Origin of the sequence: Sphingomonas sp. OTU376 (genome assembly GCF_038440415.1) — a bacterium.
GTDB lineage: Bacteria > Pseudomonadota > Alphaproteobacteria > Sphingomonadales > Sphingomonadaceae > Sphingomonas > Sphingomonas kyeonggiensis_A.
Genome location: NZ_JASATQ010000039.1, coordinates 24,905 through 49,068, shown reverse-complemented (window position 1 = coordinate 49,068; position 24,164 = coordinate 24,905). Strand labels below are relative to the sequence as shown.

The following is a 24,164-nucleotide window of genomic DNA, read 5'->3' as shown; positions in this document are numbered from 1 at the left end:
GGGCCCCCCCCCCCCGCGGAGCAGCCATGGGAAGCGCGACGACGGCGGCGCGCATCCGCCGGCCGTCGCCGCATCCTTGCTGCAGGGCAGGGGGCTAGTGATTGTCGCGCGGCAGCCCCATGGTCTGGGCGATGCGCTGGAACTGCTCCGACCCTTCCAGGATCGCGCCGGTATCCAGCTGGCCCACCAGCGTGCGCTGGATCTGCTGCCAGGGCGTCTGCGCCGCGGGATAGGGATAGCCGCCCTCCGCCTCGAGCGCGGCGCGGCGCTCCGCCAGTTCCTCCGGCGGTACCAGCATCTCGGCGGTGCAGCGGCCCAGGTCGACGCGCACCCGGTCCCCGGTCCGCAGCAGCGCGAGGCCACCCATCGCCGCCGCTTCGGGCGCGGCATTGAGGATCGAGGGCGAGGCGGACGTGCCCGACTGGCGGCCGTCGCCGATGCAGGGCAGGGCATGGATGCCGGCGCGGATCAGATAGGCCGGCGGGCGCATGTTCACCACCTCGGCCGCGCCCGGATAGCCGATCGGCCCGGCCCCGCGCATCACCAGCAGGCTGTGTTCGGTGATGCCCAGCGCGGGATCGTCGATCCGGGCATGATAGTCTTCCGGCCCGTCGAACACGACGACCGGACCTTCGAACGCATTGGGGTCCTGCGGGTTCGAGAGATAGCGCCCGCGGAATTCCTCGCCGATCACGCTGGTCTTCATGATCGCGGCGTCGAACAGGTTGCCGCGCAGCACCAGGAAGCCCGAGGCTTCGGAAAGCGGACGGTCGAACGGCCGGATCACCGCCTCGTCCTCGATCTCGGCGGCGCGGCAATTCTCGCCGATTGTCTTGCCGTTGACGGTAAGCGCGCTCTCCGTGATCAGGCCGCGGCTGATGAGCTGCGCCACCACGGCGGGAACGCCGCCGGCGCGATAATAGTCCTCGCCCAGATATTCGCCGGCCGGCTGCAGGTTCACCAGCAGCGGCACGTCATGGCCATGTTCCTGCCAGTCGGCGATATCGAGCGAGACGCCGATATGGCGGGCGATCGCGTTGAGATGGATCGGCGCGTTGGTCGATCCGCCGATCGCCGAATTGACCACGATCGCGTTGAGGAACGCCTCGCGGGTCAGGATGTCGGAGGGCTTCAGGTCCTCGGCGACCATCTCCACGATGCGCTTGCCGGTGTGGTAGGCGGCTTCCTGCCGGTCGCGATAGGGGGCGGGGATGGCGGCGCTGCCCGGCAGCATCATGCCCAGCGCCTCGGCCAGGCTGTTCATCGTCGTCGCCGTGCCCATCGTGTTGCAATAGCCGGTCGAGGGCGCCGACGAGCTCACCAGCTTGATGAAGCCTTCATCATCGATCTCGCCGGCGGCCAGCATCTCGCGCGCCTTCCACACGATCGTGCCCGATCCGGTGCGCTCGCCGCGATGCCAGCCATTCAGCATCGGCCCGACCGATAGCGCGATCGCCGGGATGTTCACCGTCGCCGCCGCCATCAGGCAGGCAGGCGTGGTCTTGTCGCATCCGGTGGTGAGCACCACGCCGTCGATCGGATAGCCATAGAGCAGCTCGACCAGGCCCAGATAGGCAAGATTGCGGTCCAGCCCCGCGGTCGGTCGCTTGCCGGTCTCCTGGATCGGGTGCACCGGGAATTCGAGCGCGATGCCGCCCGCCTCGCGGATGCCTTCGCGGATGCGCTCCGCCAGCACCAGATGGTGGCGGTTGCACGGGCTCAGGTCCGATCCGGTCTGGGCGATGCCGATCACCGGCTTGCCCGAGCGCAGTTCCTTCAGGCTCAGTCCGAAGTTGAGATAGCGCTCGAGGTAGAGCGCGGTCATGTCGATATTCTCGGAATTGTCGAACCAGGCGCGGCTGCGCAGCTTGGGGAACGCGGAATCGGTCATCGGTAAGCCTTGTGTGCGTGCTCAATCCCGGCCCGAAGGCGCGGGGGTCGAGAAACGATAGAGGATCGGGTTGCGATAGGTCTGGCCGGGATCGAGCCGGGCGGAGCCGAATGCCGGCGGGTTCGGCGTGTCGGGAAACAGCTGCGGCGCGAGCGCGATGCCATGGGCGTTAGGCAGAGTTATTGCCTCGACCGCGCGCCCGTCCGACAGGGTGCCCAAGGCCTTTCGCTCCGCGGTGGCGGCATGCGCCACGCCCGGCATGGCCAGGGGAAGCGCCAGTGCGAGCGCGATGATCGGCTTCATTGCTCTCTCCGTCGGGCATATTCGCGATATGCGGCGCCATCGGTTGTTGACGCCCGATTGGCTAATCAATACTCCGACTAGAAAGCAAAGAGCAACCCGCGCCGGACAGGGCGGCATGAGAGGAATGAGAGCCATGGCATTGCCGCCGGGATCAACCGCGACCGTTGCGCATAACGACGTGGCGGGTGCGCCGCGCTACGGCCCGGCGCTTACGCTGCTCGCCTCGCTCTTCTTCATGTGGGGCTTCATCAGCGTCATCAACGGCACGCTGCTGCCGCACCTGCGCAGTGTGTTCGCGCTCAGCTATTTCGAGACCGGCCTGATCGAATCGGTATGGTTCATCGGCTATCTCCTGGCCTCGATCCCCGCGGCCAGGCTGATCGAGCGGATCGGCTATCAGCGCGCGCTCACCACGGGTCTCGCGGTGATGACGATCGGCTCGCTGGGCATGATCCTCGCCGCCTGGCAGGTCTCCTACTGGATCACCATTGCCTCGCTGTTCATCGTGTCGTGCGGGATCGCGCTGCTGCAGGTCGCGGCGAACCCCTATGTCGCGGTGATCGGCCCGCCCGAGAGTGCTGAATCCCGTCTCACCCTGGTGCAGGCGTTCAACACCACCGGTGACGTTCTGGCGATCCTGTTCGGCAAGTATCTGATCCTCGCGCGCACCACCGGCGGCACCACCGCGCAGGGCACCGAGCTCACCCACGCCCAGCGCATGGCCGACGCGCAGGCGACGGAATTGCCCTATCTGATCGTGGCGATCGTGCTCGCGATCCTCGCCTTCCTGATCGCACGGGCAAAGCTCCCGGCGCTCGGCGCCGCCACCCGGCGTGTCTCGGCCGAGGAGCGCCGCAGCCTGTCGCTCTTCCGCCACCGCAACCTCATTCTCGGTTGTGTCGGCATCGCGCTCTGCGTGCTCGCCGAGATCGGCGTCGGCAGCTATTTCATCAACTTCGTGTCGCAGCCCAGCGTCGCAAACCTCACCCAGGAGCATGCCGCCACCTATCTCACCCTGTTCTGGGGCGGGATGATGGTCGGTCGCTTCCTCGGCGCCGGGCTGATGCGCAAGATCGCGCCGGAGCGCGTGCTGGCGCTGTTCGCGCTGATCGCGATGGGCGGCTCGCTGGTCGCCGTGTTCGTGCCGGGGCCGGTGGCGATGTATGGCCTGATCACGGTCGGGCTGGGCATTTCGATCATGTTCCCGGCGATCTTCGCGCTGGCGATCCGCGGGCTCGGGCCGCTGACGGAGGAGGGTTCCGGGCTCCTCATCATGTCGATCGCGGGCGGCGCACTGGCCTCGATCCAGGGCAAGATCGCCGACGGCTATGGCCTGCACTGGGGCTTTCTCGTCACCGCCGCGTGCAGCCTCTATGTGCTCTTCTACGCGCTATGGGGCTCGCGCCCCACGCCGAGGGCCTGAGCCGGGCGCGGGCTTACATCGCCGAGCGTGTATCCTCGAGCGCCAGGTCGACCAGCGTGCGCATCGCCTGGCTGGCCGCATCCGCATCGCCCGCGACGATCGCGTCGAACACGCGGGCATGGTCGGGCAGCGGGTCGCGGGGCAGGGCGCGGGCGCGCTGCTTGAACTGGGTCGTCCAGTTCACCGCCGCGCCGATGCTCGCGCTCAGCGCGATCAGGGTGCTGTTGTGCGTCGCCTGGAGCAGCGCGTCGTGGAAGTCGCGGTCGGCGGCGCGGCCGGCTTCGGTCGCCAGCGTGTAGCGGCGCATCTTGGTCAGCGCGTCCTTCATCGCCTTGATGTCGGCCTTGTCGCGGCGCTCGGCCGCCAGGCGCGCGGCATTGGGCTCCACGATCGCGCGAAGCTCGAACAGGTCGCGGACGAAGTCGAGATCGGGCTCGCCCGAAAAGGCCCAGGCCAGCACGGCGGGGTCGAGCATGTTCCAGCGGCTGCGCGGCAGGACGCGCGTCCCGGCCTTGGGGCGGCTTTCGACCAGGCCCTTGGCCGTGAGCACCTGCACCGCTTCGCGATAGGCGCTGCGCGACACGTCGAGCGCCTCGGCGTTGGCGACTTCGCCGGTCAGCCGTTCGCCCGGGGCGATCCGTCCGGAGACGATCGCGGTGCCGAGATAATGGGCGACTGCACCCCGCAGGCGGCGGCCGGAACCCTTGGGAGACGGCGTCAATTGCACCGCGGAAGCCGCCGCGGGCGCTTGGGCCTCCTCCTCCTTCGATGCCATCCGGCGCATGCTCCCTTGTGACTGGCCGGTCTTATCCGCGCACATTCCGGCGCATGCAAGTTGCCTTTGGTGCGCGCCAATAATATGTCGGACTAATTATTGCCGCCCGCAGCGGTTGAAAGGGAGAGGACATGGCATTGCGACTGTTGCAGCATCGGGACCAGGACGGCACCCGGCGGGTGATCGCGGCGCGGCAGGACGGGGCCGGGTTCGTCGCCGGCGTGTCCGATGTCCGCGCGCTGGCGCTGCGGGCGATCGAGAGCGGCCGGTCGCTGGCGGAGGCGGTCGATGCGCTCGGCATTTCCGGCCAGGTCGATCTCGCGGCCGAGCTGGCGGCGGGGCGGCTGGTGGCGCCGATCGACCATCCCGATCCCGCGCACCTCGTCCTGGCCGGCACCGGCCTCACCCATCTCGGCTCGGCCGAGGGGCGCGACAAGATGCACCGCGATGCCGCCGCGGCCACCCACAAGACCGACAGCATGCGGATGTTCCTCGAGGGCGTCGAGGGCGGCAAGCCCGCCGCCGGCGCGGTCGGCCAGCAGCCGGAATGGTTCTACAAGGGCAACGGCACGCATCTCGCCGGCCCCGGCGAGGCGCTCGACATGCCCGGCTTCGCGCAGGACGGCGGCGAGGAGCCCGAGCTCGCCGGCATCTACCTGATCGGCCCGGACGGCACTCCCTGGCGGCTCGGCATCTGCCTCGCCAACGAGTTCAGCGACCATGTGACCGAGCGGCACAATTATCTCTGGCTCGCCCATTCGAAGCTGCGTCAGGCCGCACTTGGCCCGGAGCTGCTCGTCGGCGCGGTGCCCGGGGATGTGCGCGGCACCAGCCGGATCCTGCGCGACGGCGCGACGCTCTGGGAGAAGCCCTTCCTCTCGGGCGAGGCGAACATGTCGCACACGCTCGCCAATCTCGAGCATCACCACTTCAAATACCCGCTGTTCCGCACCCCCGGCGACGTCCACGTCCATTTCTTCGGCACCGCCACCCTCTCGTTCAGCGACGGTATCCGCACCGCGCCGGGCGACGTGTTCGAGATCGAGGCGGCGCCCTTCACCCTGCCGCTGCGCAACCCGCTGTCCCGCAGCGCCGATGCCGGCCATGTCGCGGTGCGGGCGCTCTGAGCGCGGCGGCGCCTCAGCCCTCGATCCGCACCACCACCACCGACTTGCCCGGCAGGTCGAGCAGCACGCCGCCCTTGTCCGCCTTGCCGGCAAAGGGCCTGGGCACCACCACTTCCGGCGCGTCGAAGCTGTTGACCGAGTCCACCCGCGGCGCGGTCAGCACTTCGCCGCGGGCGGCGCGCACCTGCAGGCCCGGGAAGCGCGCCGCGATCCGCGCCGGCCTGGCCGGATCGAGATTGGTCACCGCCAGCCATAGCCGGCCCGCCGTGTCGCGCACCGCGACCGCGTCGATCCGCGGCAGCTTGATGTCACCCTGGCTGTAGACGCCCGCGTCGAACGTCACCGGCACGAAGGTCGCGTCCTGGAAGGGCAGGTACATCCTGTAGAGGTGATAGGTCGGGGTAAGGACCATCTTCTCCTTGTCGGTGAGGATCATCGACTGGAGCACGTTCACCATCTGCGCGATGTTGGTCAGGCGGACGCGGTCCGCGTGCCGCGCGAAGATGTTGAGGTTGAGCGCGGCCAGGATCGCGTCGCGCATCGAGTTCTGCTGGCGCAGGAAGCCGGGATTGGTGCCCGGATCGGGCGCGAGCCAGGCGCCCCATTCGTCGACCGCGATCGCCACCTTCTTCGCGGGGTCGTACTTGTCCATGATCGCGGCGTTCTTCGCGATCGTCTCCTCCATGCCCAGCGTTTCCTTGAGCATCAGCGCGTAGCGGTCCTCGTCGAAGCCGGTGCTCGGCTGGGTGGTCGGCCAGCCGCCGCCGGTGGTGTAGCGATGCAGCGAGAGCCCCTCGATGCTCCATGCCCAGTCATGCGCCTTCCACGCCTTCATCACGCTTTCGGTATAGGCGAGATTGTCGTCGCCCGGCCCCACCGCGATGCGCTGCATCGCCCCGGGGCCGTCCGCCGCCTGGGCGGGGTTGTAGTTGCGCACGAAGCGGGCGAACGGCTTCATCACATCGACATAATGGTCGGGGCTCATCGCGCCGCCGCACGACCAGCTTTCGTTGCCGATGCCCAGATACTTCACCTTGTAGGGCGCGGCATGCCCGTTCGCGGCGCGCTCCTTGCCCGCCGTGGTCGCGGGATCGGCGGTCATATACTCGATCCATTCGGCGGCTTCCGCGACCGTGCCGGAGCCGAGGTTGACCGAGATATAGGCGTCGCTGCCGATCTGGTCGGCAAAGTCCATGAACTCGTCGGTGCCGAAGCTGTTGGGCTCGGTGGCGCCGCCCCAGTTCGAGTTGATCGTGACGCGCCGGTCCTTCGCCGGGCCGATGCCGTGGCGCCAGTGATATTCGTCGGCGAAGCAGCCGCCCGGCCAGCGCACGTTCGGTACCCGGATCGCGCGCAGCGCGGCGACCACGTCCTTGCGGATGCCGCGCACATTGGGGATCGGCGAGTCCTTGCCCACCCATACGCCGCCATAGATGCCGGTGCCGAGATGCTCTGCGAACTGGCCGAAGATGTTGCGGTCGATCTTGCTGCCCGGCCTGGCGCTGTCCACCGTCACTTCGATCGGGGCCGATGCATCCTTCTGCGCCAGCGCTGGCGACGCGGATGCAAGCAGCAGGGCGAGCGCGCCCGGACGGACAAGATCGAACATCGTGCCTCCCTCTCGTGATCTCTTCTTCCGGAAGGTGGTCCTTCTCGGCGACGATCAGGTTTTAGTCAGACAAAATATCAGGTCAAGCGGCCGGTTCGGGCAGCGCTATGGTGAGGATTTGGGAAGATCCAGCCACGAGCGTGGCGGGCGCGTGGCCATAATAGCCTGACTAAAGGGCTGTGGCGCGAACCGGGAGGTGCAATCGGGTGTCGCCGCCCGGGTCGCCAGTGGCTCAGGCCGCCGCCGTCTCGCCGCTGCTGGCCCGGGTCGCCAGCGCGCGTGCTTCCTGCACGGGCAGCGGGCGGCCGAAATAATAGCCCTGCACCTTGGTGCAGCCGAGCCGCTGGACCATGTGGTGCTCCTCCTCGGTCTCCACGCCCTCGGCCGTGGTCGCCATGCCCAGGCTGTCGGCCAGCGCCACCACCGCGCGGATGATCGCGATCGCTTCCTTGGTGCCCTTGGACGCGCCCTGCACGAAGCTGCGGTCGATCTTGATCGTGCTGAACCGGGTGTGCGCCAGATAGCCGAGCGAGGAATAGCCGGTGCCGAAATCGTCCAGGCTCAGCTTCACGCCCAGCTCCAGCACCTTCTCGAGCACATGGATCGCCTGGGTGCCCTCGCGCATGAACACGCTTTCGGTCACTTCCAGCTCCAGCCGCTCGGCCGGCAGGCCCGATTGGGCCAGCGCCTGCGCCACCATCGTGGCGAAGGCCGGCGAGTGGAGCTGCTCGGGGCTGACGTTCACCGCCACGCGGATATCCGAATCCCACTTGGCCGCTTCCTGGCAGGCGGTACGCAGCACCCATTCGCCGATCGCCGGGATCAGCCGGGCATCCTCGGCCAGCGGCACGAACTTGGCGGGAGAGACCACGCCGAACTCGGGATGCGTCCAGCGCAGCAGCGCCTCGAAGCCGCGCAGCGTGCCGTTGTCGGCCAGCACCACCGGCTGGTAGTTGAGGTGCATCTCGCCATTCTCGACCGCGCTGCGCAGCGCGATCTCGAGCACGCGGCGCTCCTCGGCGGCCATGTGCAGCTGCGGCTCATAGCTGTGATAGGCGCCGCCGCCGCTGTCCTTGGAGCGATAGAGCGCCAGATCGGCCGAGCGGATCAGCATCTCGGCGGTGCGCCCGTCGCGCGGGCCGACCGCGAGGCCGACCGAGGCGCCGATGAACAGCGTGTTCTGGTCGATCTCATAGGGGCGCGAGACCGTGTCGATGATCGCCTGGGCCAGCCGCTCGATGCCCGCCGTATCGGTCGCGTCGCGCACCACCACGGCGAACTCGTCGCCGCCCAGCCGCCCGACCATCTCGTTGTCGCTCATCAGCTGCTTGAGCCGTTCGGAAACGCGCATCAGCAGCCGGTCGCCCACCGGGTGGCCCAGCGTGTCGTTCACCGCCTTGAAGCGATCGAGGTCGATCATCATGAAGGCGCAGCGCGATCCCCATTTCTCGGCCTCGGCCATCGCCCGCGCCAGCGTTTCGTTGAGCAGCAGGCGATTGGGCAGCCCGGTCAGCGTGTCGAAGCGCGCCATCTTGCTGATCTGGTCGGCCGACTTGCGCGCCTCGGTCACGTCCGAGCCGACACCGCGGAAGCCGATGAAGCTGCCGCTTTCGTCGAAGCGCGGACTGGCGGACATTTCCCACCAGCGCTCCTCGCCGCTCACCAGCACCGGCAGCAGCAGGTCATGGAACGGCTCGCGGGTCTTCAGCCGCTCGGCGAGCTCGCGCAGGCCGGGTGCGAAATTGCCGTCTTCCCAGCTCGGGCCCGCCAGCACCTGCAGGAAGGGCATGCCGTTGATCGCCTTGGGATCGACCCCCAGCGACTTGGAGAAGCGCGGATTGGCGCGCGCCACGCGGCGCTGCGCATCGATCTCCCACAGCCAGTCGGCCTCGCCCTCGCGCTCGGTCTCGCGCAGCAGCAGGCTCAGCGTCTCGTCGCGGTCGGCGATCGCGATCTCGCCGGCGCGGATCACCACCAGCGCCTTGCCGCGCGCGAAGGTGGCCATCACCAGCAGCACGGTGAACAGCGCGGAAGCGGCGGCCAGCATCGGCGAGGCGATCAGCGACAGCGTCGTCACCAGCGCGGCGCCGGTGATCGAGACGAAGGTGATCGTGGCCATCGGCAGCGCGGCCATTGCCACGGCGCTGGCGGTCATCAGCAGCGACAGCACGATCCACAGGCCCAGCGCGGCGCTGGCATCGACCAGATGGCCGAAGGCGAGCGGCGGGATCGACCAGACCGCGCCCAGCGCGATCCCGTCGAACAGCGTGTCGCGCACATCGCCCAGCGACGCGGTAACCGCCTCGCGGTGGCGGCGGGCGAGCCGGCGAAAGGCGACGGCGGCACCGGCGGCGGCGACCAGCGCGCTCCACCCGGCGAGCTGCCACAGCGGCACCAGCGGCGCCAGGATCATGGTGACCAGCGACGCGCCGATCACATTCGCAGCGAGCATGAACAGCGCCAGCTGGCTGCCCGCATGGAGCTGGGCGGCACGGATCGGCCCCCAGTCGGTCGTGTCCGCCGGGTCGTACAGGCCCAGAAGCGCACGCGCATCGATGCGCGGCCGGGCGAATTGGGATGTCGTCTGGCTAGTCACCCGGCCACGGTAGCCCAACGTTGGTTGACGAGTGGTTAGGGTGGGGCGGGGGGAGGGGAATTTCCTGCGGCCAATCCAATTCTTCCGCCGGTTCCCCGGCGAAGGCCGGGGCCCAGTCGCAACGAACCCTCGAAGGCGCGGGAAACCTCACGAAAGACATGGCAACTGGACCCCGGCCTTCGCCGGGGAACGGCTAAACCGCGTCCTTTCCCTCCGTCATCCCCGCGCAGGCGGGGATCCATTGCCGCTGAACGTCGTGAGACTCATCCCCGTCATCCGGAATGGATCCCCGCCTGCGCGGGGATGACGGGGAAAGGGAAACCCCTTGGCATCCAAATCTACAAAACATATACGATACATATACGAATCATATACGGACTTCCAAATGGGCATCGTGAACATCGAGGAAGACCTGCACGACCAGCTCCGCCGCGCGAGCAAGGTCGGCTGCCGGTCGATCAACGCGCAGGCGGCCTTCTGGATCAAGATCGGCATGTTGTGCGAGACCAACCCGACGCTGAGCTTCAACGAGATTGTCGAGCGCGAGCTGCGTGCCGCGGGCGTCTCTCCCCAACCGCTGGCAGTGGTGCGGCATGACGAAGCAGCCTGAGGAACTGGCGCTGATGGCCGAATCCGGCCGTCTGCTGGCCTCGGTGTTCGAGATGCTCGATCGCACCGTGCTCGCCGGCATGTCGACGCTCGAGATCGACGCGCTGGTCGAGCGGTTCATCACCGAGGACCTCCAGGCCCGGCCGGCGAGCAAGGGCCAGTACGGCTATGGCTATGTGCTCAACAGCTCGGTCAACCAGGTGGTCTGCCACGGCGTGCCGTCGGAGGCCGACGTCCTGCGCGACGGCGATATCGTCAATCTCGACATCACGCTGGAGAAGAACGGGTTCATCGCCGATTCGAGCAAGACCTATCTGATCGGCGAGGTCGCGCCGGCCGCCCGGCGGCTGGTCCAGGCGACCTATGAGGCGATGTGGCACGGCATCCGCACCGTGCGCCCCGGCGCGCGGTTGGGCGATATCGGCTGGGCGATCGAGCGCCATGCCAAGCGGAACGGCTATTCGGTGGTCCGCGAATATTGCGGCCACGGCATCGGCCGCGAGATGCATGAGGAGCCGCAGATCCTCCATTTCGGCAAGCCGGGCACCGGCATGATGCTGCGCGAGGGCATGGTGTTCACGATCGAGCCGATGCTCAACCGCGGCCGTCGCGGGGTGCGGACGGAGGCCGATGGCTGGACCGTGGTAACCCAGGACGGCTCGCTCTCCGCCCAGTTCGAGCACACCGTCGCGGTGACCGCGACCGGCGTCCAGGTCCTAACCCTGCGCCCGGACGAGCGCGGCGTGTTCGAACGGATGCGGCGCGCGGCGTAGGGGAAGGGGCGACTCTATCCCCGTCATCCCCGCGAAGGCGGGGATCCATTGCCGCTGAACGCAGTGAGACTCATCTCAACCAGCCAGAATGGATCCCTGCCTTCGCGGGGATGACGCGCTGTGTGCCGCGTGCTGCCTTGCAATGTAGGATTTCGCCTGCTTGGCTCACGCAGCCGGGCGAACCACCCGGCCGCTCCTTGACCCCGTCAACCGGCTATTCCGCGGAAACCGCCCGGAAGCGGCTTCCCGAACCCTGATTCCACCAGCCGCCGGTCGAGGGTTCGAATCCCTCGCCCTGCGCGGCCCGTGTCGTGATCTGCAAAATCAGGCGGCGAGCGCGTAGGGCTTGATCTCGCCGTTGAGGTAGAGGTTGCGGGCCTTGGCGCGGCTGAGCTTGCCCGAGCTGGTGCGCGGCAGGGTGCGCGGCGGCACGAGCTCGATCACGCAGTTCATGCCCGTCACCGAGCGGACGCGCTCGCGGATCTCGTCGCGCAGGCGCAGGCGCTCGGCTTCGTCCGAGGTGCGGCACTGGACCAGCACCGCAGGCGTCTCTTCGCCGCCCGGGGTGGTGATCGCGAAGGCGGCCACGTCGCCCTGCTTGAACGCCGGCAGCTGCTCCACGGCCCATTCGATATCCTGGGGCCAGTGGTTCTTGCCGTTGATGATGATCATGTCCTTGGCGCGGCCAACGATGTAGATATAGCCGTCCGACATGTAGCCCATGTCGCCGGTATCCAGCCAGCCGTCCTTGAGGCAGGCATCGGTCGCTTCCTGGTCGCGGAAATAGCCGACCATGACCGACGGGCCCTTGCACCAGACCTTGCCGATCGCCTTCTCGGGCAACGGCGTACCGTCCTCCTCGCGGATTTCGATCGTCATGTCGCGCGCCGGAACGCCGCAATTGACGATGGCGCGGAAACGCTGCGGGCGGTCGCCGCGAGCGACTTCGCCACCCGAAAGCTGGGTCTCTTCGACCAGCTCGACCATGATGCCTTCGCCCGGCGGCATGATCGACACGGCGAGGGTGGCTTCCGCCAGGCCGTAGCTCGGCAGGAAGGCAGTCGCCTTGAAGCCCGCATCGGCGAACGCGTCGACGAACGACTGCATCACGTCGGGGCGGATCATGTCGGCGCCGTTCCCGGCGACGCGCCAGCGGCTCAGGTCGAAGCGCTCGCTCGCCTTGGTCTGGCTCGACATGCGGCGGGCGCAGATGTCGTAGCCGAAGGTCGGCGAATAGCTGAGCGTGTTGCCCGGGTTGCGGCTGATGAGGTCGAGCCAGGCGAGCGGGCGCCGGGCGAAGTCCTCGGTCTTGAGATAATCGGTCGAAACCTGGTTGGCGACGACCGAGAGCAGGCAGCCGACCAGGCCCATGTCATGGTACCAGGGCAGCCACGAGACGCAGCGGTCGCCATCGGTCACGTTCATGCCGTGGCTGTGCGCCGCCAGGTTGTTGAGCAGCGCATGGTGGGTGATGACCACACCGTGCGGGAAGCGGGTCGAACCGCTCGAATATTGGAGATAGGCGATGTCGCTGGTCTTCGCCTCGGGCAGTTCCACCGGCACCGCGTCGCGCTGGACGAACTCGGACCAGTCGACGCCCGGCACGTTGCGGCCGCGCGCCGCCTCGGCGCACATCGCGCCGATCTCGGGCGGGTAGAGCAGCATCGAGGGATCGCAGCTCTGCAGCTGGACGGTCAGCTGGTCGATGTAAGACTGGGCGCCGCCGAAGCTGGTCGGCAGCGGCAGCGGCACCGGCCAGGCGCCGGCATAGACCACGCCGAAGAAGAGCGAGGCGAATTCGGCGCCCGTCTCCGCGATCAGCGCGATGCGATCCTCGGGCTTCACGCCCGCGGCGATCAGGCGATGGGCCTGCTTCAGCGCATCCTCGCGAAGCTCCGCGAAGGGATAGGGGCGCACGAGGTTGCCGCGCGCATCGTGGAAGTTGAGCCCACGTACGCCCTGAGCAGCGTAATCGAGCGCATCGCCCAGCGTATCGAAATCCGCAAGGCGACGCGGCAGGCTGTCATCGGTAGGCGTAGGCGCGAGCGTTCCCGCTTCCTTTTCTGCCTCTAGCGATCCCGTAACGTCCAATACCATTCTTTATTCCGTGCCCCTGCGTGGTAGCCAACGTCGTGCCCCCACGACATTTTTTTGAGGCTAGCCTCTGCTACGCACTATCGTTCAAAATCGGTTGCCACTGTGGCACAATCATGGCGCATGCCTGACCCGAGACGCCCCCTGCCACCGCTGAATAGCGCCGATCTGGAGCGTTTCGCGCTCCGCTATGTCGAACGTTACGCTACGACAAGAGCTAAACTGACGGCGTACCTGTCCCGAAAGCTGCGTGAGCGGGGCTGGGACGGAGAAAAATCGCCCGATCCGGAAGGGCTGGCAGAGCGGATGGCCGAACTCGGTTATGTCAATGACAGGCTCTATGCCGAATCGAAGGCGGGATCGATGGCGCGGCGCGGCCTGGGCGCGCGCAGGGTGCGGGAGGCCCTGCGCTTTGCCGGGGTGGAGGCCGAGGATGCCGAGGCGCTGGCGCCCGCGATAGAGGCGGACGGCGTCTCGAGCGCGATCACGTTCGCGCGGCGCAAGCGGATTGGTCCCTATGGCCGGGAACTCGCCGATCGGCCGCTCCAGGAAAAGCAGATGGCGGCGATGATCCGGGCCGGGCATTCGCCCGGGCTGGCTCGCGCGATCGTCCGCATGGCCCCGGGGGATGACCCGGAAGACACACTCCGGAAATGAATCGCACAAAGGCAATTCCATTTATGGAAAATACTATGTTAATGACGTCCTTCGGGGGACAGGAAAATGCGTGCTGACCAACAGGTTGCGCAGAAGGACTATACTGACACGCCGGACGAAAACGGGGGAATTGGCGGGGACCGGATGGACGAAGGTCAGGTCTTTGCCGGTGTCGTGAAATGGTTCGACGTTACGCGGGGGTTCGGCTTTCTAGTGGCCGATGATGCCGCCGTGGGCGACATTCTTATCCATTTCACCGTGCTTCAGGAACATGGCCGGCGCTCGCTGCCCGAGGGGGCTCGGGTCGAGTGCACTGCCGTGAAGCGCCAGCGCGGGCTGCAGGCGCGCGAGATCATCTCCATCGACCTGAGCGAAGCGGTCGAGGCGCCCAAGCGCCCGGCCGAGCGCACCGACCGGGTGAAGCTGATCGAGACCGCCGGGCCGTTCGAGCCGGTGGAGGTGAAGTGGTTCAATCGCCTCAAGGGCTATGGATTCCTGGTGCGCGGGTCCGACTCGGCCGATATATTCGTCCATATGGAGACGCTGCGCCGTGCTGATATCGAGGAGGTCGAACCCGGCCAGCCGCTCAGCGCACGCATCGTCGATGGCGAAAAAGGGCCGCTTGCCGTGGCGGTCGAAAGGACCAGCTAGTCAGATGAAGTGCATGCGTGGGTTGGGAGCGGCGCTCGCCGCTTCGGTGTTGCTTGTCTCGGGTGCCTGCCAGGGAGCGGCGGAGACCGGCCCCGCGGCAGTTCAGGCGGCGAAGAAGATCGACGTCATCGTCGAGAGCGCCAATGGCCCGCATGTCTTCCATGTCGAAGTGGCGAGGACTTCGGCCGAGCAGGAGCGGGGGCTGATGTTCCGCACCAACATCCCGCAGGACGGCGGGATGATCTTCACGCCCTATCCGGCCGAGGGCGAGCCGCGCGAGGCGAGCTTCTGGATGAAGAACACGCCGACCGCGCTCGACATCATCTTCATCCGCGCCGACGGCAGCATCGCCCGGATCGGCGAGAATGCGGTGCCCTTCTCCGAGGACAATGTGAAATCGGGCGAGCCGGTGGCCGCCGTGCTCGAGATCAATGCCGGCGTTTCGGCAAAACTGGGCATCAAGGCGGGCGACAAGGTGCATTGGGCGAAGCAGTAAGCATTGCCTCGCCCCGCGCTCCTCGCTAATCCGCGCCCATGGGCCTCAATCTCAATCCCTTCACCTGGTGGAACGGCGCCACCTTCGGCACCTGGATCGCTCTGCGCAGCAAGACGCAGGTCGGCGAAGACCATATGGGCAACCTCTATTATGAGGGCGGCAAGGACCCCAACGGCATCACGCGCCGCTGGGTGATCTATAACGGCTCGAACGATGCGAGCCGCGTGCCGCCGGAATGGTTCAGCTGGCTCCACCACCAGATCGATTCGGTGCCCGACCAGGCACTGCCGGCACCCAAGGCATGGGAAATTCCCGGCGAAGTGAACCTGACCGGTTCGCAGCTCGCCTATCGCCCGAGCGGCGCGCTGGAAAAGGGCGGCCATCGTGCCCGCGCCACCGGCGACTACGAGGCCTGGACCCCCGGCGCATGATGCGTCGCCCCGCTGGAGCCGTCGCGGCCGGGCTGCTGCTCGCCCTCGGCGCATGCTCGGGCGGGGGCGGCAAGGATGCGACCAAGAACACCGCCTCCGACGAGATCGTCACGACTGGCGGTCGCGACTCGGGCGGCCAGCCTGCGGACGTGATCACGGTCGATCGTGACGGCAAGGCGATAGAGGATGCCTCGGCGACGCCGATGAAGGACCGCGTCGCGGTGCTCGGCATCCTCAACAAGCGCAATGGCGAAGCGCGCGAGTTCAAGCTTAAGCCCGGCCAGGCCGTGCGCATCGGCGATGTGATCGTCCGCCTCAGGGCCTGCGACAAGACCGCGCCCTGGGAAGCGGACCAGCTCACCGGCGCGTTCGTCCAGGTGGATGTGCTCGAAGTCGACAAGAAATGGCACCGCGTCCATTCGGGCTGGCTGTTCGCCGAGCGCCCGGCGCTCAACGTCGTCCAGCACCCGATCTACGATGTCTGGCCCAAGAGCTGCGCGATGACCTTCCGCGACAGCGGGCCGGACACGGTGCCGGCTCCGGCCGCGGGCGGCAGCGGATCGGGCAACGCATCGAGCGCGAAGAAGTCGCCATCGACCGAAGGCGCACCCGTTGAGAGCCCCGCGGCCGAATCGCCGAGCGCTGCGCCCAGCAACGCGACATAATCGTCACGCGGGATCTCGATCGCGCCGAGCGTCGAGAGATGCTCGGTGATGAACTGGCAATCCAACAGGGTGAACCCGCCGGCCGCCAGCCGGGCGACAAGGTGCGCGAAGGCGACCTTGGATGCGTTGGGTACGCGTGTGACCATCGATTCGCCGAAGAAGGCCCGGCCGAGCGCCAAGCCGTAGAGGCCTCCGGCGAGCGTGTCGCCGTCCCAGCATTCTACCGAATGGGCGAAGCCGCGACGGTGCAGCTCGAGGAAGACGCGCTCGATCGGGCCGTTGATCCAGGTATCGGGACGGTCGGCGGCGCTTTCGGCGCAGAGCCGGATGATTCGCTCGAACGCGGTGTCCACGGTCAGCCGGAAGCGGCCCGACTGGATGACCTTGCGGAGCGAGCGCGAGAAGTGGAAGCCGTCGAGCGGCAGCACCCCGCGCAGCTTGGGTTCGACCCAATAGACGGTGGCGGCGGTGCGGTGATCGGCCATCGGGAACACGCCCATGGCATAGGCGCGCAGCACCAGGTCGGGGTCGAGTTCCTGTTGCGGCGGCTGGGCGCGGCTCAACGTTTCTTGCCCGTGATTCGGCGCTCGATCGCTTGCCACAGCGCGGCAAAGGCCTGGGCGCCCGGACTGCGCGGCGCGAAGCTGCCCACCGCGGCGCGGCGTACGCTCATCGATTCGACGATGCTCGCCATCGGGATCACCGGCCAGTCGGGATGCGCCGCCACTGCCTCGACATGCAGCTTGCGCCGGCGATCGACCATCGAATGCACCGGCATCAGCGACACCTTGCCGCCCTTGCGCGCGAGGTGCGCCGAGACTTCCTCGAAGGCGCGGGTGGAAAGCGGGGAGGGGATCACCGGCACGACGATCAGGTCGGCGGCGCGCATCACCTGCTCGCTGGTCTCGGTCAGTCCCGGCGGGCAATCGAGCAGCACCCGGTCATAGGCCTTGTCCAGCTCGCCCAGCAGCTTGGCCAGCCGCTTCTTCTTGTCGAGCTCGTGGAAGGTGAGGTCGAGGCCGCGCAGCGAAGTGTCGGCGCCGATCAGGTCGAGCCGCTCGATGCCGGTATGCTGGACCAGCTTGGTGGGGGCGATATCCTTGGTGAAGATCGCCTGTGCCTGGTCGCGGGTCTTGCCCTCGGGCTCGACGAGATAGGTCGAGGCGGCCTGCGGATCGAGATCCCAGAGCAGCGTGCGCCGGGCCGACAATGTGGCCGATGCCCAGGCCAGGTTCACGGCAAGCGTCGTTTTCCCGACGCCGCCCTTCAGGCTGTAGATCGCCACCGTCGCCAATGCGCTCTCCTCTTGCGGCTAGCCTTGCATGAAAAAGGGCCGGCGGGAATGCCCGCCGGCCCTTGATGAAACACTGGATGCCGCGATCAGGCGTGGCAGGCGCGCGAGCCCTTGCCGGGAACTTCGATCGTGGCGTTCTTCGAGGTACCGGTGACCTTGTAGCCGCCGTCGGCGACGAAGGGCTGGCCGGCTTCCGGCGCCTTGAGCAGGGTGCCCGGGCCGTCCTTGGTTTCCTTGATCAGGACCATCTTGGCGCCCTGATAGAAGTCGGCGAACACGACGCTGTTGTCCTTGCAGCGCATCGAGACCGAGGCCTCGATCGACGGCGGCAGCTCGACCTTGGGGGCGTTCTTCAGGGCTTCAGCCTGGGGATCCGGAGCGGTGCCAGAGACTTCCTCGGGCTTGTTCTCACAGGCAGCGAGCGAAAGGAGCACTGCGGCGGCGGCAAAAAAGGGGGCTTTCTTCATAACGGACTGGAGCTTTCGTTCACCATGCAAGAATCGTCAAGCGATTCGTGATATAGAGTTACATATCGATTGTGCGCTGCGACATGACATCCGTAATGTTGCGAAGTCATGGCAGACACCGATGTCATTCATGGAATTCACTCATTTCCGGAATACGTCCAAAAGCGATCTTTGTGCCTGTACGGTCGATTCTGCCGCCATGCAGCGCATTCGCGGGCAAGTATCGCAGCCGATTTCCGGTTAATAGGGGCCGTCGAGTCGATCCGGATGCGGCAACCAAGACCAAGACCTGGCGGCGCTCCATGGCTTGACCACCGCAGGCGCCCTGCGCAGGGTCGCGGCGAGGGAGAATGATCAATGCGGGCACTCGCCATTGTCGCGCTGCTCATGCTGGCGGCCTGCGGATCGACGGAAAAGGCGGAGGAGCCCAAGGCTGCGCCGAGCCCAAGGGGGGCGCATCTTGGCGATGTGTCCCTCAACAAGCCGCTGCGCGCGACCGACAATGCCTTGACCTGGTCGCTGGAAGTCGCCCCGGGGTCGATCACCCTCACGCGCTTTGCCGGGCGCGGGAGCGAAGGCGATGTCTCGCAATTCTATCCGGTCTCGCCACAGGTGCGCGATGACAAGGCCGTATGGCAGACCAAGGATACGCTCGGCCAGCCGGTAACGATCACCTTCACCAATGCGCGCTGCACCGAAGGTGGGGAGCCGGTGATCGAGCGCCCGCTGACCGCGGAGCTGAAGATCGCCGACAAGGTCTTCCACGGCTGCGCGGGCGTGCGGCCGGTGGACGGGCTGAATTCGGCATCCGATGCCGGGAACGCGTCGGCGGACAAGGCCGCGGACGATGCGGGGAATGCGCACTGAGCCTTTGAGCGACCCATCAGGCGAGCAGCGGCCTCAGCGCCTCCCAATGCGGGAGCTTCTTTTCGAAGCCGATCGTGTGGAGCGGGCTCGACGAGGGCAGGGCGACGATCGTGTAGCGTGCGGCCACGGCGCCAAGCTGCTTCGATCCGGTGCGGAATGCGGTCCCGCCGTTGAACGCGATGGCGCGCAGATCGGGCAGGGTGGCGGCGAGGGCGGCGATGTCATGCCCTTCGACATCGCGCAGTGCGGCATCGGTGCTGCCGGTGCGCCGCGCGCTGGCAACCACGTCCCACAGGCCGATATGCGCGTCGAGCAGCGCGGTGAGGCGGTCGGGATAGTCCAGCGCAGCCAGGTCGCGCCCCGCCGCGGGGGAGATCAGGCGCCAGAACTGGTTCTGCGGATGGGCATAATAACGCTGTTCGGCCAGCGAGCGCTCCCCGGGGAGCGAGCCGAGGACTAGCAGGCGGGTGCAGGCGTCGACCATGGGAGGGAAGCTGTGCTTGCGCGGATCCATCAAGCCGCGTTAGCCTGACGTCATGGCAGGCACCATCACCACCTATCGCGAATTCTGGCCCTTCTATCTGCGCGAGCATGGGAAGCCGTGGACGCGGAGCATGCACTATGTCGGCACGATCCTGACCCTGTGGTTCCTGCTGCTCGCGCTGGGCGGCGCGGGCTGGTGGTGGTGGCTGGCGATCCCGCTGGCGGGCTATGGCTTTGCCTGGGCGGCACATTTCGGCGTCGAGAAGAACCGGCCGGCGACCTTCACCTATCCGCTCTGGTCGCTGGTCTCGGACTATCGGATGTTCTTCCTGTGGTTCGGCGGCCGGCTCGACGCGCATCTCGCCCGGGCGGGCGTGGCGACGGCCTAGCCCTCCGCCAGCACCCTGCCGCCAAGACGCGCCAGCGCACCGCCCAGCGGGCTGCACGGATAGGGCATCGGTTCGGACAGGAAGATCAGGTCGGCGGCGCCGTCATGCTCGGAGGCGAGCGCGGCGATGGGCTCGGCGATCTCGAAATGCAGCTCGGTGGAGGGGTGGGCGTCGGTCTCGGCCTGCCAGCGGGCGTGGCGAATGCCTGCGGTCCAGAGCGACACGCCGCGGCCTTCGATCGAGACGAAACCCAGTTCGCGCGCCTTGGTAGCGGCGCGAAGGAGGCGGCCGCCATCGGCGCAGTCGAGGTCGAGCATGCGAACCGAGCGGTGGCCATGGTTGCGGAATTCGAGCAGCGCTTTCGCGATCCGCGCGTCGCAGGGGCCGTGTCGCGATCCTCCAGGTTCGGTCGACAGGCCGGCGCGGCGCAGCAGCCCGCCGAGCGAGAATTGGGTGGCAGTCATTGTTTCTTCTCCTGGGAATTCATGGGGGTCCTCAGCGACAGGGATCCCTGAATCCGGCGGTGGGATGGGGCGTGTCGTTCACCGGAAGCCGGACGAGCAGCGCGCAGGCGAGCGCGAGCAAGGCGGTCATGCATCAGTGCGACAGGATCGAGTGAAGCGGGGTGGTGGCGAGCACCATGCGGGCGCCGGGAAAGGCGCGGCACTCTGACAGGGCGAAGCGGATGGCCGCGTCGCGCGAGCGGAACAGCCCTTCGAGCTGGCCCTCCTCCTCCTGCACGACCCAGTGGCCTTCGGTATCCTGGCCGACACGCAGGACATGTTCGGAACGCGAAACCATATGCACTCCTCAAGTGAACGGAGCGCGAGATAGGGTGGGGGTGCGTTAAGCTTCGAGACGAATTTCGCGTGGGCGCATAAGCGTTTCGTAAAGGCGTAAAAGCGGGACTTGGCGGCGATGTGCCAGCGCTTGCTTGCGGTATCGGCCAATCCCCTCCATCTAGCCGCCATGCATGCGACATCCGACACGCTGGCGCTCATCGGCAACACGCCGCTGGTGCGCCTGAAGGGGCCGAGCGAGGCCACTGGCTGCGACATCTACGGCAAGTGCGAATTCGCCAATCCCGGCGCCTCGGTGAAGGATCGCGCTGCGCTGTTCATCGTCAACGATGCCGAGGAGCGCGGGCTGATCCAGCCGGGCGGGTGCATCGTCGAGGGTACGGCCGGCAACACCGGCATCGGGCTGGCGCTGGTCGCCAATGCCAAGGGCTATCGCACGATCATCGTGATGCCCGAGACGCAGAGCCGCGAGAAGATGGACACGCTGCGCGCGCTCGGTGCCGAGCTCGTCCTGGTGCCGGCGGCGCCCTATTCGAACCCCGGCCATTTCGTCCACACCTCGCGGCGCATCGCCGAGGAGACGGCCAACGCGATCTGGGCCAACCAGTTCGACAACACCGCCAATCGCAAGGCCCATATCCACGGCACCGCCGAGGAGATCTGGGCTCAGATGGATGGCCGGATCGACGGTTTCACCTGCTCGGCAGGTACCGGCGGCACGATCGCCGGCGTGGGCCTGGGCCTCAAGGCGAAGGACGAGAAGGTGTGCATCGCGTTGAGCGACCCGCATGGCGCCGCGCTGTACAACTACTACCAATGCGGCGAGCTTCGGGCCGAGGGCAGCTCGGTTGCCGAGGGCATCGGCCAGGGGCGGATCACCGGCAACCTGGAAGGCGCGCCGATCGATGCGCAGTTCCGCATTTCCGACGAGGAAGGCCTGGAATGGGTCGAGCGGTTGCTCAAGGAGGAGGGGCTGTGCCTTGGCCTGTCCTCGGGCATCAACGTAGCCGGCGCCGTCCGGCTGGCCAGGGAGCTTGGCCCGGGCAAGCGGATCGCGACGATCCTGTGCGATACCGGATTCCGTTACCTTTCAACGCTGTACAACGCCGAATGGTTAACCGCCAAGGGATTGCCGGTGCCGGAGTGGCTCGCCGAGGCGTGAACGACCTGTCTTGGCAACGGGGCAGTTCGGCGTTACATTTATGCAACAGATATGAGCGTGGGTTCGCCTGATACCGCCCATACGATCCAGCGCGTGCGCGTTGGTCTTACGGGGCTCGCCATTGTGGCGGTGATGATTGCGCTCGCCAGCGCGATCGGTAACTGGCGCACGCGGGACACGGCTGTTTCCGCGATCGGCGGCGCCAATGTGAGCGTCGTGGCCAACATGACCGCCGTCGGCAACTCGCTTGGCGAGAAGATCAAGGACGAGCCGCTCGCCGAACTGGGTGCCGCGCCCAGCACCACCACCACCGAGAAGACCGACCCGGCCGAGGCTGCGCCGCAGCAGAATGGCGAGTCGCGCTAGCGTTTTTGCATTTCACGACACGGCGCGCGCAGGGGGAGGGATTCGAACTTCCCGGCGACGGCGTGCGCAATCCCGCTTTCGCGGAACCGGTTTTGGCGGTTCTCGCGCGTGTTTCCCTCTCGACGGTTTAAAGGTGCGGCGGGGTGTCGCCCCGGCGGTGTGAGGCAAGCAGGCGGAATCCTACATTGCAAGGGCTTTGCCCCTTGGAGGTTCGAGAGGTTCTCGCGCCTGACCTGGGTCGCCGAGACTGGGCCCCGGCCTTCGCCGGGGAACTGGTGGAGTGGAGACGGGCGCGCGTCCGCTATCCACAATTTCCTTGCCTCGTCCGCGCAAAACGCCTTGAATCCTGCTGAAACTGGTTAAGCGGCGCGGGTTTTCGTGGCGACTCGCAGGATTTCTGCGGTTTCCGGAAGATGTGCGCCCGACCGCTCCTTGGGAGCCCCATGCCAGGCGGATGCGGGAAAACGGGGAAATCGCGCCACTTGGGCGGTTTTCCCGGGATCCGGCGGGATTGGGCCCCACTTTCAGGAATATCCCCTAGCGGATGTGGATTATGCGTAGCGACCTACCGGAACAGAAGCGAACAAAAGACGATTCTAAGCAAAACATGGCTTGAAATTGGCGCCGAGTGGGGCAAATTCCCGCTCAATCCCCAATTCTCCCGTTGAATCCCCGAGCATTTCTGCTAAAAAGAATGCTTAAGAGGGGGCACGCCCTTTTTCCGTCAGTTCAAAAGCGCCGGAGCGGCCGTGGGGGTTGATTCCGGAGGCGGGAAAGTCGTGCCCATTGGGGTAATGGCGTGGCGGACAGGGAGCTCTTCGAGGGATTTGCGCTCCAGGCGGTCGACCAGAAGGGTCGCGTCGCCATCCCCGCAGACCTGCGCGCCGCCGCCGAGCGCAATTCCGACATCCGCCAGATCGTCGTCGGCCTGCATCCTTACGATCCGTGCCTGTCGGCGCATGACCTCTCCTGGTCCAAGGAGAAGTATGATCGCCTCGACCGCAAGGAGCAGCAGGCAGCCGATCGTGGCGAGGACGCCGACCCGCGCGCCAAGCGCCGCGCCTTCGGCCAGGTCGAAAAGGCCCCGTTCGACGATTCCGGCCGCTTCGTGATCCCGCCCTTCTTCAAGATGAAGGCCGGCATCCAGAAATGGGCGCTGTTCTACGGCAGCGGCGAAACCTTCGACATCTGGGCGCCCGAGCGCCTGATGAACGATCCCGACGCGGACCCCACGCTGCGCGAGATCTGCGAATATCTGTGCCAGGCCAAGGGAGTGACGCTGTGAGCTCCCCGACCGAGCCCCACATTCCCGTGCTGATGACCGAAGTGGTCGACGGCCTCGCCCCCGTGCCCGGCGAGCGCCATGTCGACTGCACCTTCGGCGCAGGCGGCTACACCAACGCCATCCTCGAGCGGGGTGCCGAGGTGGCCGCCTTCGATCGCGACCCCCGTGCGATCGAAGGCGGCCAAACCCTCGTCGCGGCGTCGGGCGGGCGGCTGGTGCTGATCGAGGCGCCGTTCAGCCAGCTCGAGGGCGAGCTGGAGCGGCGCGGGCTGGTGCCCGTCGACGGTGTGACCATGGATATCGGCGTATCGTCGATGCAGCTCGACCAGGCCGAGCGCGGCTTCTCCTTCCAGCAGGAAGGGCCGCTCGACATGCGCATGGCCGGCGAGGGGATGACCGCGGCGGAATGGCTGAACTCGGCCGACGAGGGCGAGATCGCCGACGTGATCTATCAATATGGCGAGGAGCCGCGCTCGCGCCGCGTCGCCAGCGCGATCGTCCGCGCGCGCCCGCTGACCACGACGACCGAACTGGCCAATGTCGTCCGCAAGGCGCTGGGCCACAAACCGCACGACAAGAAGGACCCGTCGACCCGGACCTTCCAGGCGGTGCGCATCTTCATCAACCGCGAGCTCGACGAGCTGGCGGAAGGCCTGGCCGCGGCCGAGCGCGTGCTCAAGCCCGGCGGTCGGCTGGCGGTGGTGACCTTCCACAGCCTGGAAGACCGGGTGGTGAAGCGGTTCCTGCGCGAGCGCAGCGGCAGCGAGCCCGCCGGCTCGCGCCATCGCCCGGCAATGGCCCCGGTAGCCGCGCCCAGTTTCGAACCTCCCGCCAAGGCCGTGCGCCCGAGCGACGAGGAGGTTGCCCGTAATCCGCGTGCCCGTTCGGCGACGCTGCGCGTGGCGCGGCGGACCGCCGCGGCACCGTGGTCCAGTGAAGGAGTAGCGTAAG

The 24,164-nt window shown here is 67.1% G+C and carries 26 protein-coding genes and 1 pseudogene; 15 read left to right on the top strand and 12 right to left on the bottom strand.

What is annotated here, in order from left to right; all coding sequences use genetic code 11:
• Positions 1-94: 94 nt before the first annotated feature.
• Positions 95-1,891 carry an IlvD/Edd family dehydratase gene (locus AAHM44_RS16010; RefSeq protein WP_342250605.1) on the bottom strand — a complete coding sequence of 599 codons (1,797 nt, stop codon included), beginning with the start codon at positions 1,889-1,891 and terminating at the stop codon, positions 95-97.
• Positions 1,892-1,912: 21 nt separating this feature from the next.
• Positions 1,913-2,194, bottom strand: a complete 282-nt coding sequence (locus AAHM44_RS16005; protein WP_269576601.1) for a hypothetical protein — start codon at positions 2,192-2,194, stop codon at positions 1,913-1,915.
• A 133-nt stretch (positions 2,195-2,327) separates the two neighbouring features.
• Here AAHM44_RS16005 and AAHM44_RS16000 point away from each other — a divergent pair, with 133 nt between their 5' ends.
• Complete coding sequence (locus AAHM44_RS16000) at positions 2,328-3,617, top strand: sugar MFS transporter (RefSeq protein ID WP_342250604.1); 1,290 nt, start codon at positions 2,328-2,330, stop codon at positions 3,615-3,617.
• 13 nt (positions 3,618-3,630) lie between these two features.
• Here AAHM44_RS16000 and AAHM44_RS15995 read toward each other — a convergent pair whose 3' ends face one another.
• A complete protein-coding gene (locus AAHM44_RS15995; protein WP_342250603.1) occupies positions 3,631-4,392 on the bottom strand; it encodes a FadR/GntR family transcriptional regulator in 762 nt (253 codons plus the stop codon).
• 131 nt (positions 4,393-4,523) lie between these two features.
• On the opposite strand from AAHM44_RS15995, the gene araD1 reads away from it, so the two are divergent.
• Positions 4,524-5,519, top strand: coding sequence for an AraD1 family protein (gene araD1, locus AAHM44_RS15990; RefSeq protein ID WP_342250602.1), 996 nt, complete (start codon positions 4,524-4,526; stop codon positions 5,517-5,519).
• Between the two features lie 13 nt (positions 5,520-5,532).
• On the opposite strand, the gene AAHM44_RS15985 is transcribed toward araD1, so the two are convergent.
• Both AAHM44_RS15985 and AAHM44_RS15980 read right to left on the bottom strand, forming a co-directional pair.
• On the bottom strand, positions 5,533-7,128 hold the full coding sequence (locus AAHM44_RS15985; protein ID WP_342250601.1) for an alpha-N-arabinofuranosidase: 1,596 nt from the start codon (positions 7,126-7,128) through the stop codon (positions 5,533-5,535).
• Positions 7,129-7,360: 232 nt separating this feature from the next.
• On the bottom strand, positions 7,361-9,724 hold the full coding sequence (locus AAHM44_RS15980) for a putative bifunctional diguanylate cyclase/phosphodiesterase (protein WP_269575903.1): 2,364 nt from the start codon (positions 9,722-9,724) through the stop codon (positions 7,361-7,363).
• Between the two features lie 385 nt (positions 9,725-10,109).
• On the opposite strand from AAHM44_RS15980, the gene AAHM44_RS15975 reads away from it, so the two are divergent.
• A complete protein-coding gene (locus AAHM44_RS15975) occupies positions 10,110-10,334 on the top strand; it encodes a ParD-like family protein (RefSeq protein ID WP_342250600.1) in 225 nt (74 codons plus the stop codon).
• Positions 10,318-11,106, top strand: a complete 789-nt coding sequence (map, locus tag AAHM44_RS15970) for a type I methionyl aminopeptidase (protein WP_269575902.1) — start codon at positions 10,318-10,320, stop codon at positions 11,104-11,106. Before AAHM44_RS15975 ends, map begins: the two co-directional genes overlap by 17 nt.
• A 324-nt stretch (positions 11,107-11,430) precedes the next feature.
• On the opposite strand, the gene AAHM44_RS15965 is transcribed toward map, so the two are convergent.
• Positions 11,431-13,203 (bottom strand): fatty acyl-AMP ligase, encoded by a 1,773-nt coding sequence (locus AAHM44_RS15965; protein ID WP_269575901.1) that lies wholly within the window; start codon positions 13,201-13,203, stop codon positions 11,431-11,433.
• A 120-nt stretch (positions 13,204-13,323) separates the two neighbouring features.
• Here AAHM44_RS15965 and AAHM44_RS15960 point away from each other — a divergent pair, with 120 nt between their 5' ends.
• The 5 genes and pseudogenes from AAHM44_RS15960 to AAHM44_RS15940 all read left to right on the top strand — a co-directional run.
• The gene (locus AAHM44_RS15960; RefSeq protein ID WP_269575900.1) at positions 13,324-13,857 is read left to right on the top strand and encodes a regulatory protein RecX; all 534 of its coding nucleotides are present in this window, start codon (positions 13,324-13,326) and stop codon (positions 13,855-13,857) included.
• 66 nt (positions 13,858-13,923) lie between these two features.
• Positions 13,924-14,508, top strand: a complete 585-nt coding sequence (locus AAHM44_RS15955) for a cold-shock protein (RefSeq protein ID WP_184170978.1) — start codon at positions 13,924-13,926, stop codon at positions 14,506-14,508.
• A 13-nt stretch (positions 14,509-14,521) separates the two neighbouring features.
• Positions 14,522-15,004 carry a DUF192 domain-containing protein gene (locus AAHM44_RS15950; RefSeq protein ID WP_269575899.1) on the top strand — a complete coding sequence of 161 codons (483 nt, stop codon included), beginning with the start codon at positions 14,522-14,524 and terminating at the stop codon, positions 15,002-15,004.
• A 38-nt stretch (positions 15,005-15,042) separates the two neighbouring features.
• Positions 15,043-15,435, top strand: a complete 393-nt coding sequence (locus AAHM44_RS15945; protein ID WP_184170984.1) for an NADH:ubiquinone oxidoreductase subunit NDUFA12 — start codon at positions 15,043-15,045, stop codon at positions 15,433-15,435.
• Positions 15,432-15,872, top strand: a pseudogene (locus tag AAHM44_RS15940) (DUF2155 domain-containing protein); the annotation flags it as partial. The gene AAHM44_RS15945 and the pseudogene AAHM44_RS15940, both read left to right, overlap by 4 nt.
• Positions 15,873-15,907: 35 nt before the next feature.
• Here AAHM44_RS15940 and aat read toward each other — a convergent pair.
• The 3 genes from aat to AAHM44_RS15925 form a co-directional block, all read right to left on the bottom strand.
• The gene (gene aat, locus AAHM44_RS15935; RefSeq protein WP_342250599.1) at positions 15,908-16,663 is read right to left on the bottom strand and encodes a leucyl/phenylalanyl-tRNA--protein transferase; all 756 of its coding nucleotides are present in this window, start codon (positions 16,661-16,663) and stop codon (positions 15,908-15,910) included.
• Entirely contained in the window at positions 16,660-17,394 is a 735-nt protein-coding gene (locus AAHM44_RS15930) for a ParA family protein (RefSeq protein WP_342250598.1), read from the bottom strand. The genes aat and AAHM44_RS15930 overlap by 4 nt, the downstream gene beginning before the upstream one ends.
• Before the next feature lie 86 nt (positions 17,395-17,480).
• Positions 17,481-17,828 (bottom strand): hypothetical protein, encoded by a 348-nt coding sequence (locus AAHM44_RS15925; protein ID WP_342250597.1) that lies wholly within the window; start codon positions 17,826-17,828, stop codon positions 17,481-17,483.
• Positions 17,829-18,218: 390 nt separating this feature from the next.
• On the opposite strand from AAHM44_RS15925, the gene AAHM44_RS15920 reads away from it, so the two are divergent.
• Entirely contained in the window at positions 18,219-18,728 is a 510-nt protein-coding gene (locus AAHM44_RS15920; protein ID WP_342250596.1) for a hypothetical protein, read from the top strand.
• 16 nt (positions 18,729-18,744) lie between these two features.
• On the opposite strand, the gene AAHM44_RS15915 is transcribed toward AAHM44_RS15920, so the two are convergent.
• On the bottom strand, positions 18,745-19,242 hold the full coding sequence (locus AAHM44_RS15915; RefSeq protein WP_342250595.1) for a DNA-deoxyinosine glycosylase: 498 nt from the start codon (positions 19,240-19,242) through the stop codon (positions 18,745-18,747).
• A gap of 22 nt (positions 19,243-19,264) precedes the next feature.
• Here AAHM44_RS15915 and AAHM44_RS15910 point away from each other — a divergent pair, with 22 nt between their 5' ends.
• Complete coding sequence (locus tag AAHM44_RS15910) at positions 19,265-19,600, top strand: DUF962 domain-containing protein (protein ID WP_342250594.1); 336 nt, start codon at positions 19,265-19,267, stop codon at positions 19,598-19,600.
• Here AAHM44_RS15910 and AAHM44_RS15905 read toward each other — a convergent pair.
• Together AAHM44_RS15905 and AAHM44_RS15900 are read right to left on the bottom strand one after the other, a co-directional pair.
• Positions 19,597-20,064, bottom strand: a complete 468-nt coding sequence (locus tag AAHM44_RS15905; protein ID WP_269575893.1) for a hypothetical protein — start codon at positions 20,062-20,064, stop codon at positions 19,597-19,599. The genes AAHM44_RS15910 and AAHM44_RS15905 overlap by 4 nt on opposite strands.
• 133 nt (positions 20,065-20,197) lie before the next feature.
• A complete protein-coding gene (locus AAHM44_RS15900) occupies positions 20,198-20,401 on the bottom strand; it encodes a hypothetical protein (RefSeq protein WP_269575892.1) in 204 nt (67 codons plus the stop codon).
• 168 nt (positions 20,402-20,569) lie between these two features.
• Here AAHM44_RS15900 and AAHM44_RS15895 point away from each other — a divergent pair, with 168 nt between their 5' ends.
• The 4 genes from AAHM44_RS15895 (at position 20,570) to rsmH (ending at position 24,163) form a co-directional block, all read left to right on the top strand.
• Positions 20,570-21,562, top strand: a complete 993-nt coding sequence (locus AAHM44_RS15895) for a cysteine synthase A (RefSeq protein WP_269575891.1) — start codon at positions 20,570-20,572, stop codon at positions 21,560-21,562.
• A 57-nt stretch (positions 21,563-21,619) separates the two neighbouring features.
• Complete coding sequence (locus AAHM44_RS15890; protein ID WP_269575890.1) at positions 21,620-21,928, top strand: hypothetical protein; 309 nt, start codon at positions 21,620-21,622, stop codon at positions 21,926-21,928.
• 799 nt (positions 21,929-22,727) lie between these two features.
• Positions 22,728-23,213, top strand: a complete 486-nt coding sequence (locus AAHM44_RS15885; RefSeq protein WP_269575889.1) for a division/cell wall cluster transcriptional repressor MraZ — start codon at positions 22,728-22,730, stop codon at positions 23,211-23,213.
• Between the two features lie 32 nt (positions 23,214-23,245).
• Positions 23,246-24,163: a 16S rRNA (cytosine(1402)-N(4))-methyltransferase RsmH gene (rsmH, locus tag AAHM44_RS15880; RefSeq protein ID WP_221416629.1), complete on the top strand. Its 918-nt coding sequence runs from the start codon at positions 23,246-23,248 to the stop codon at positions 24,161-24,163.
• Position 24,164: the final 1 nt, after the last annotated feature.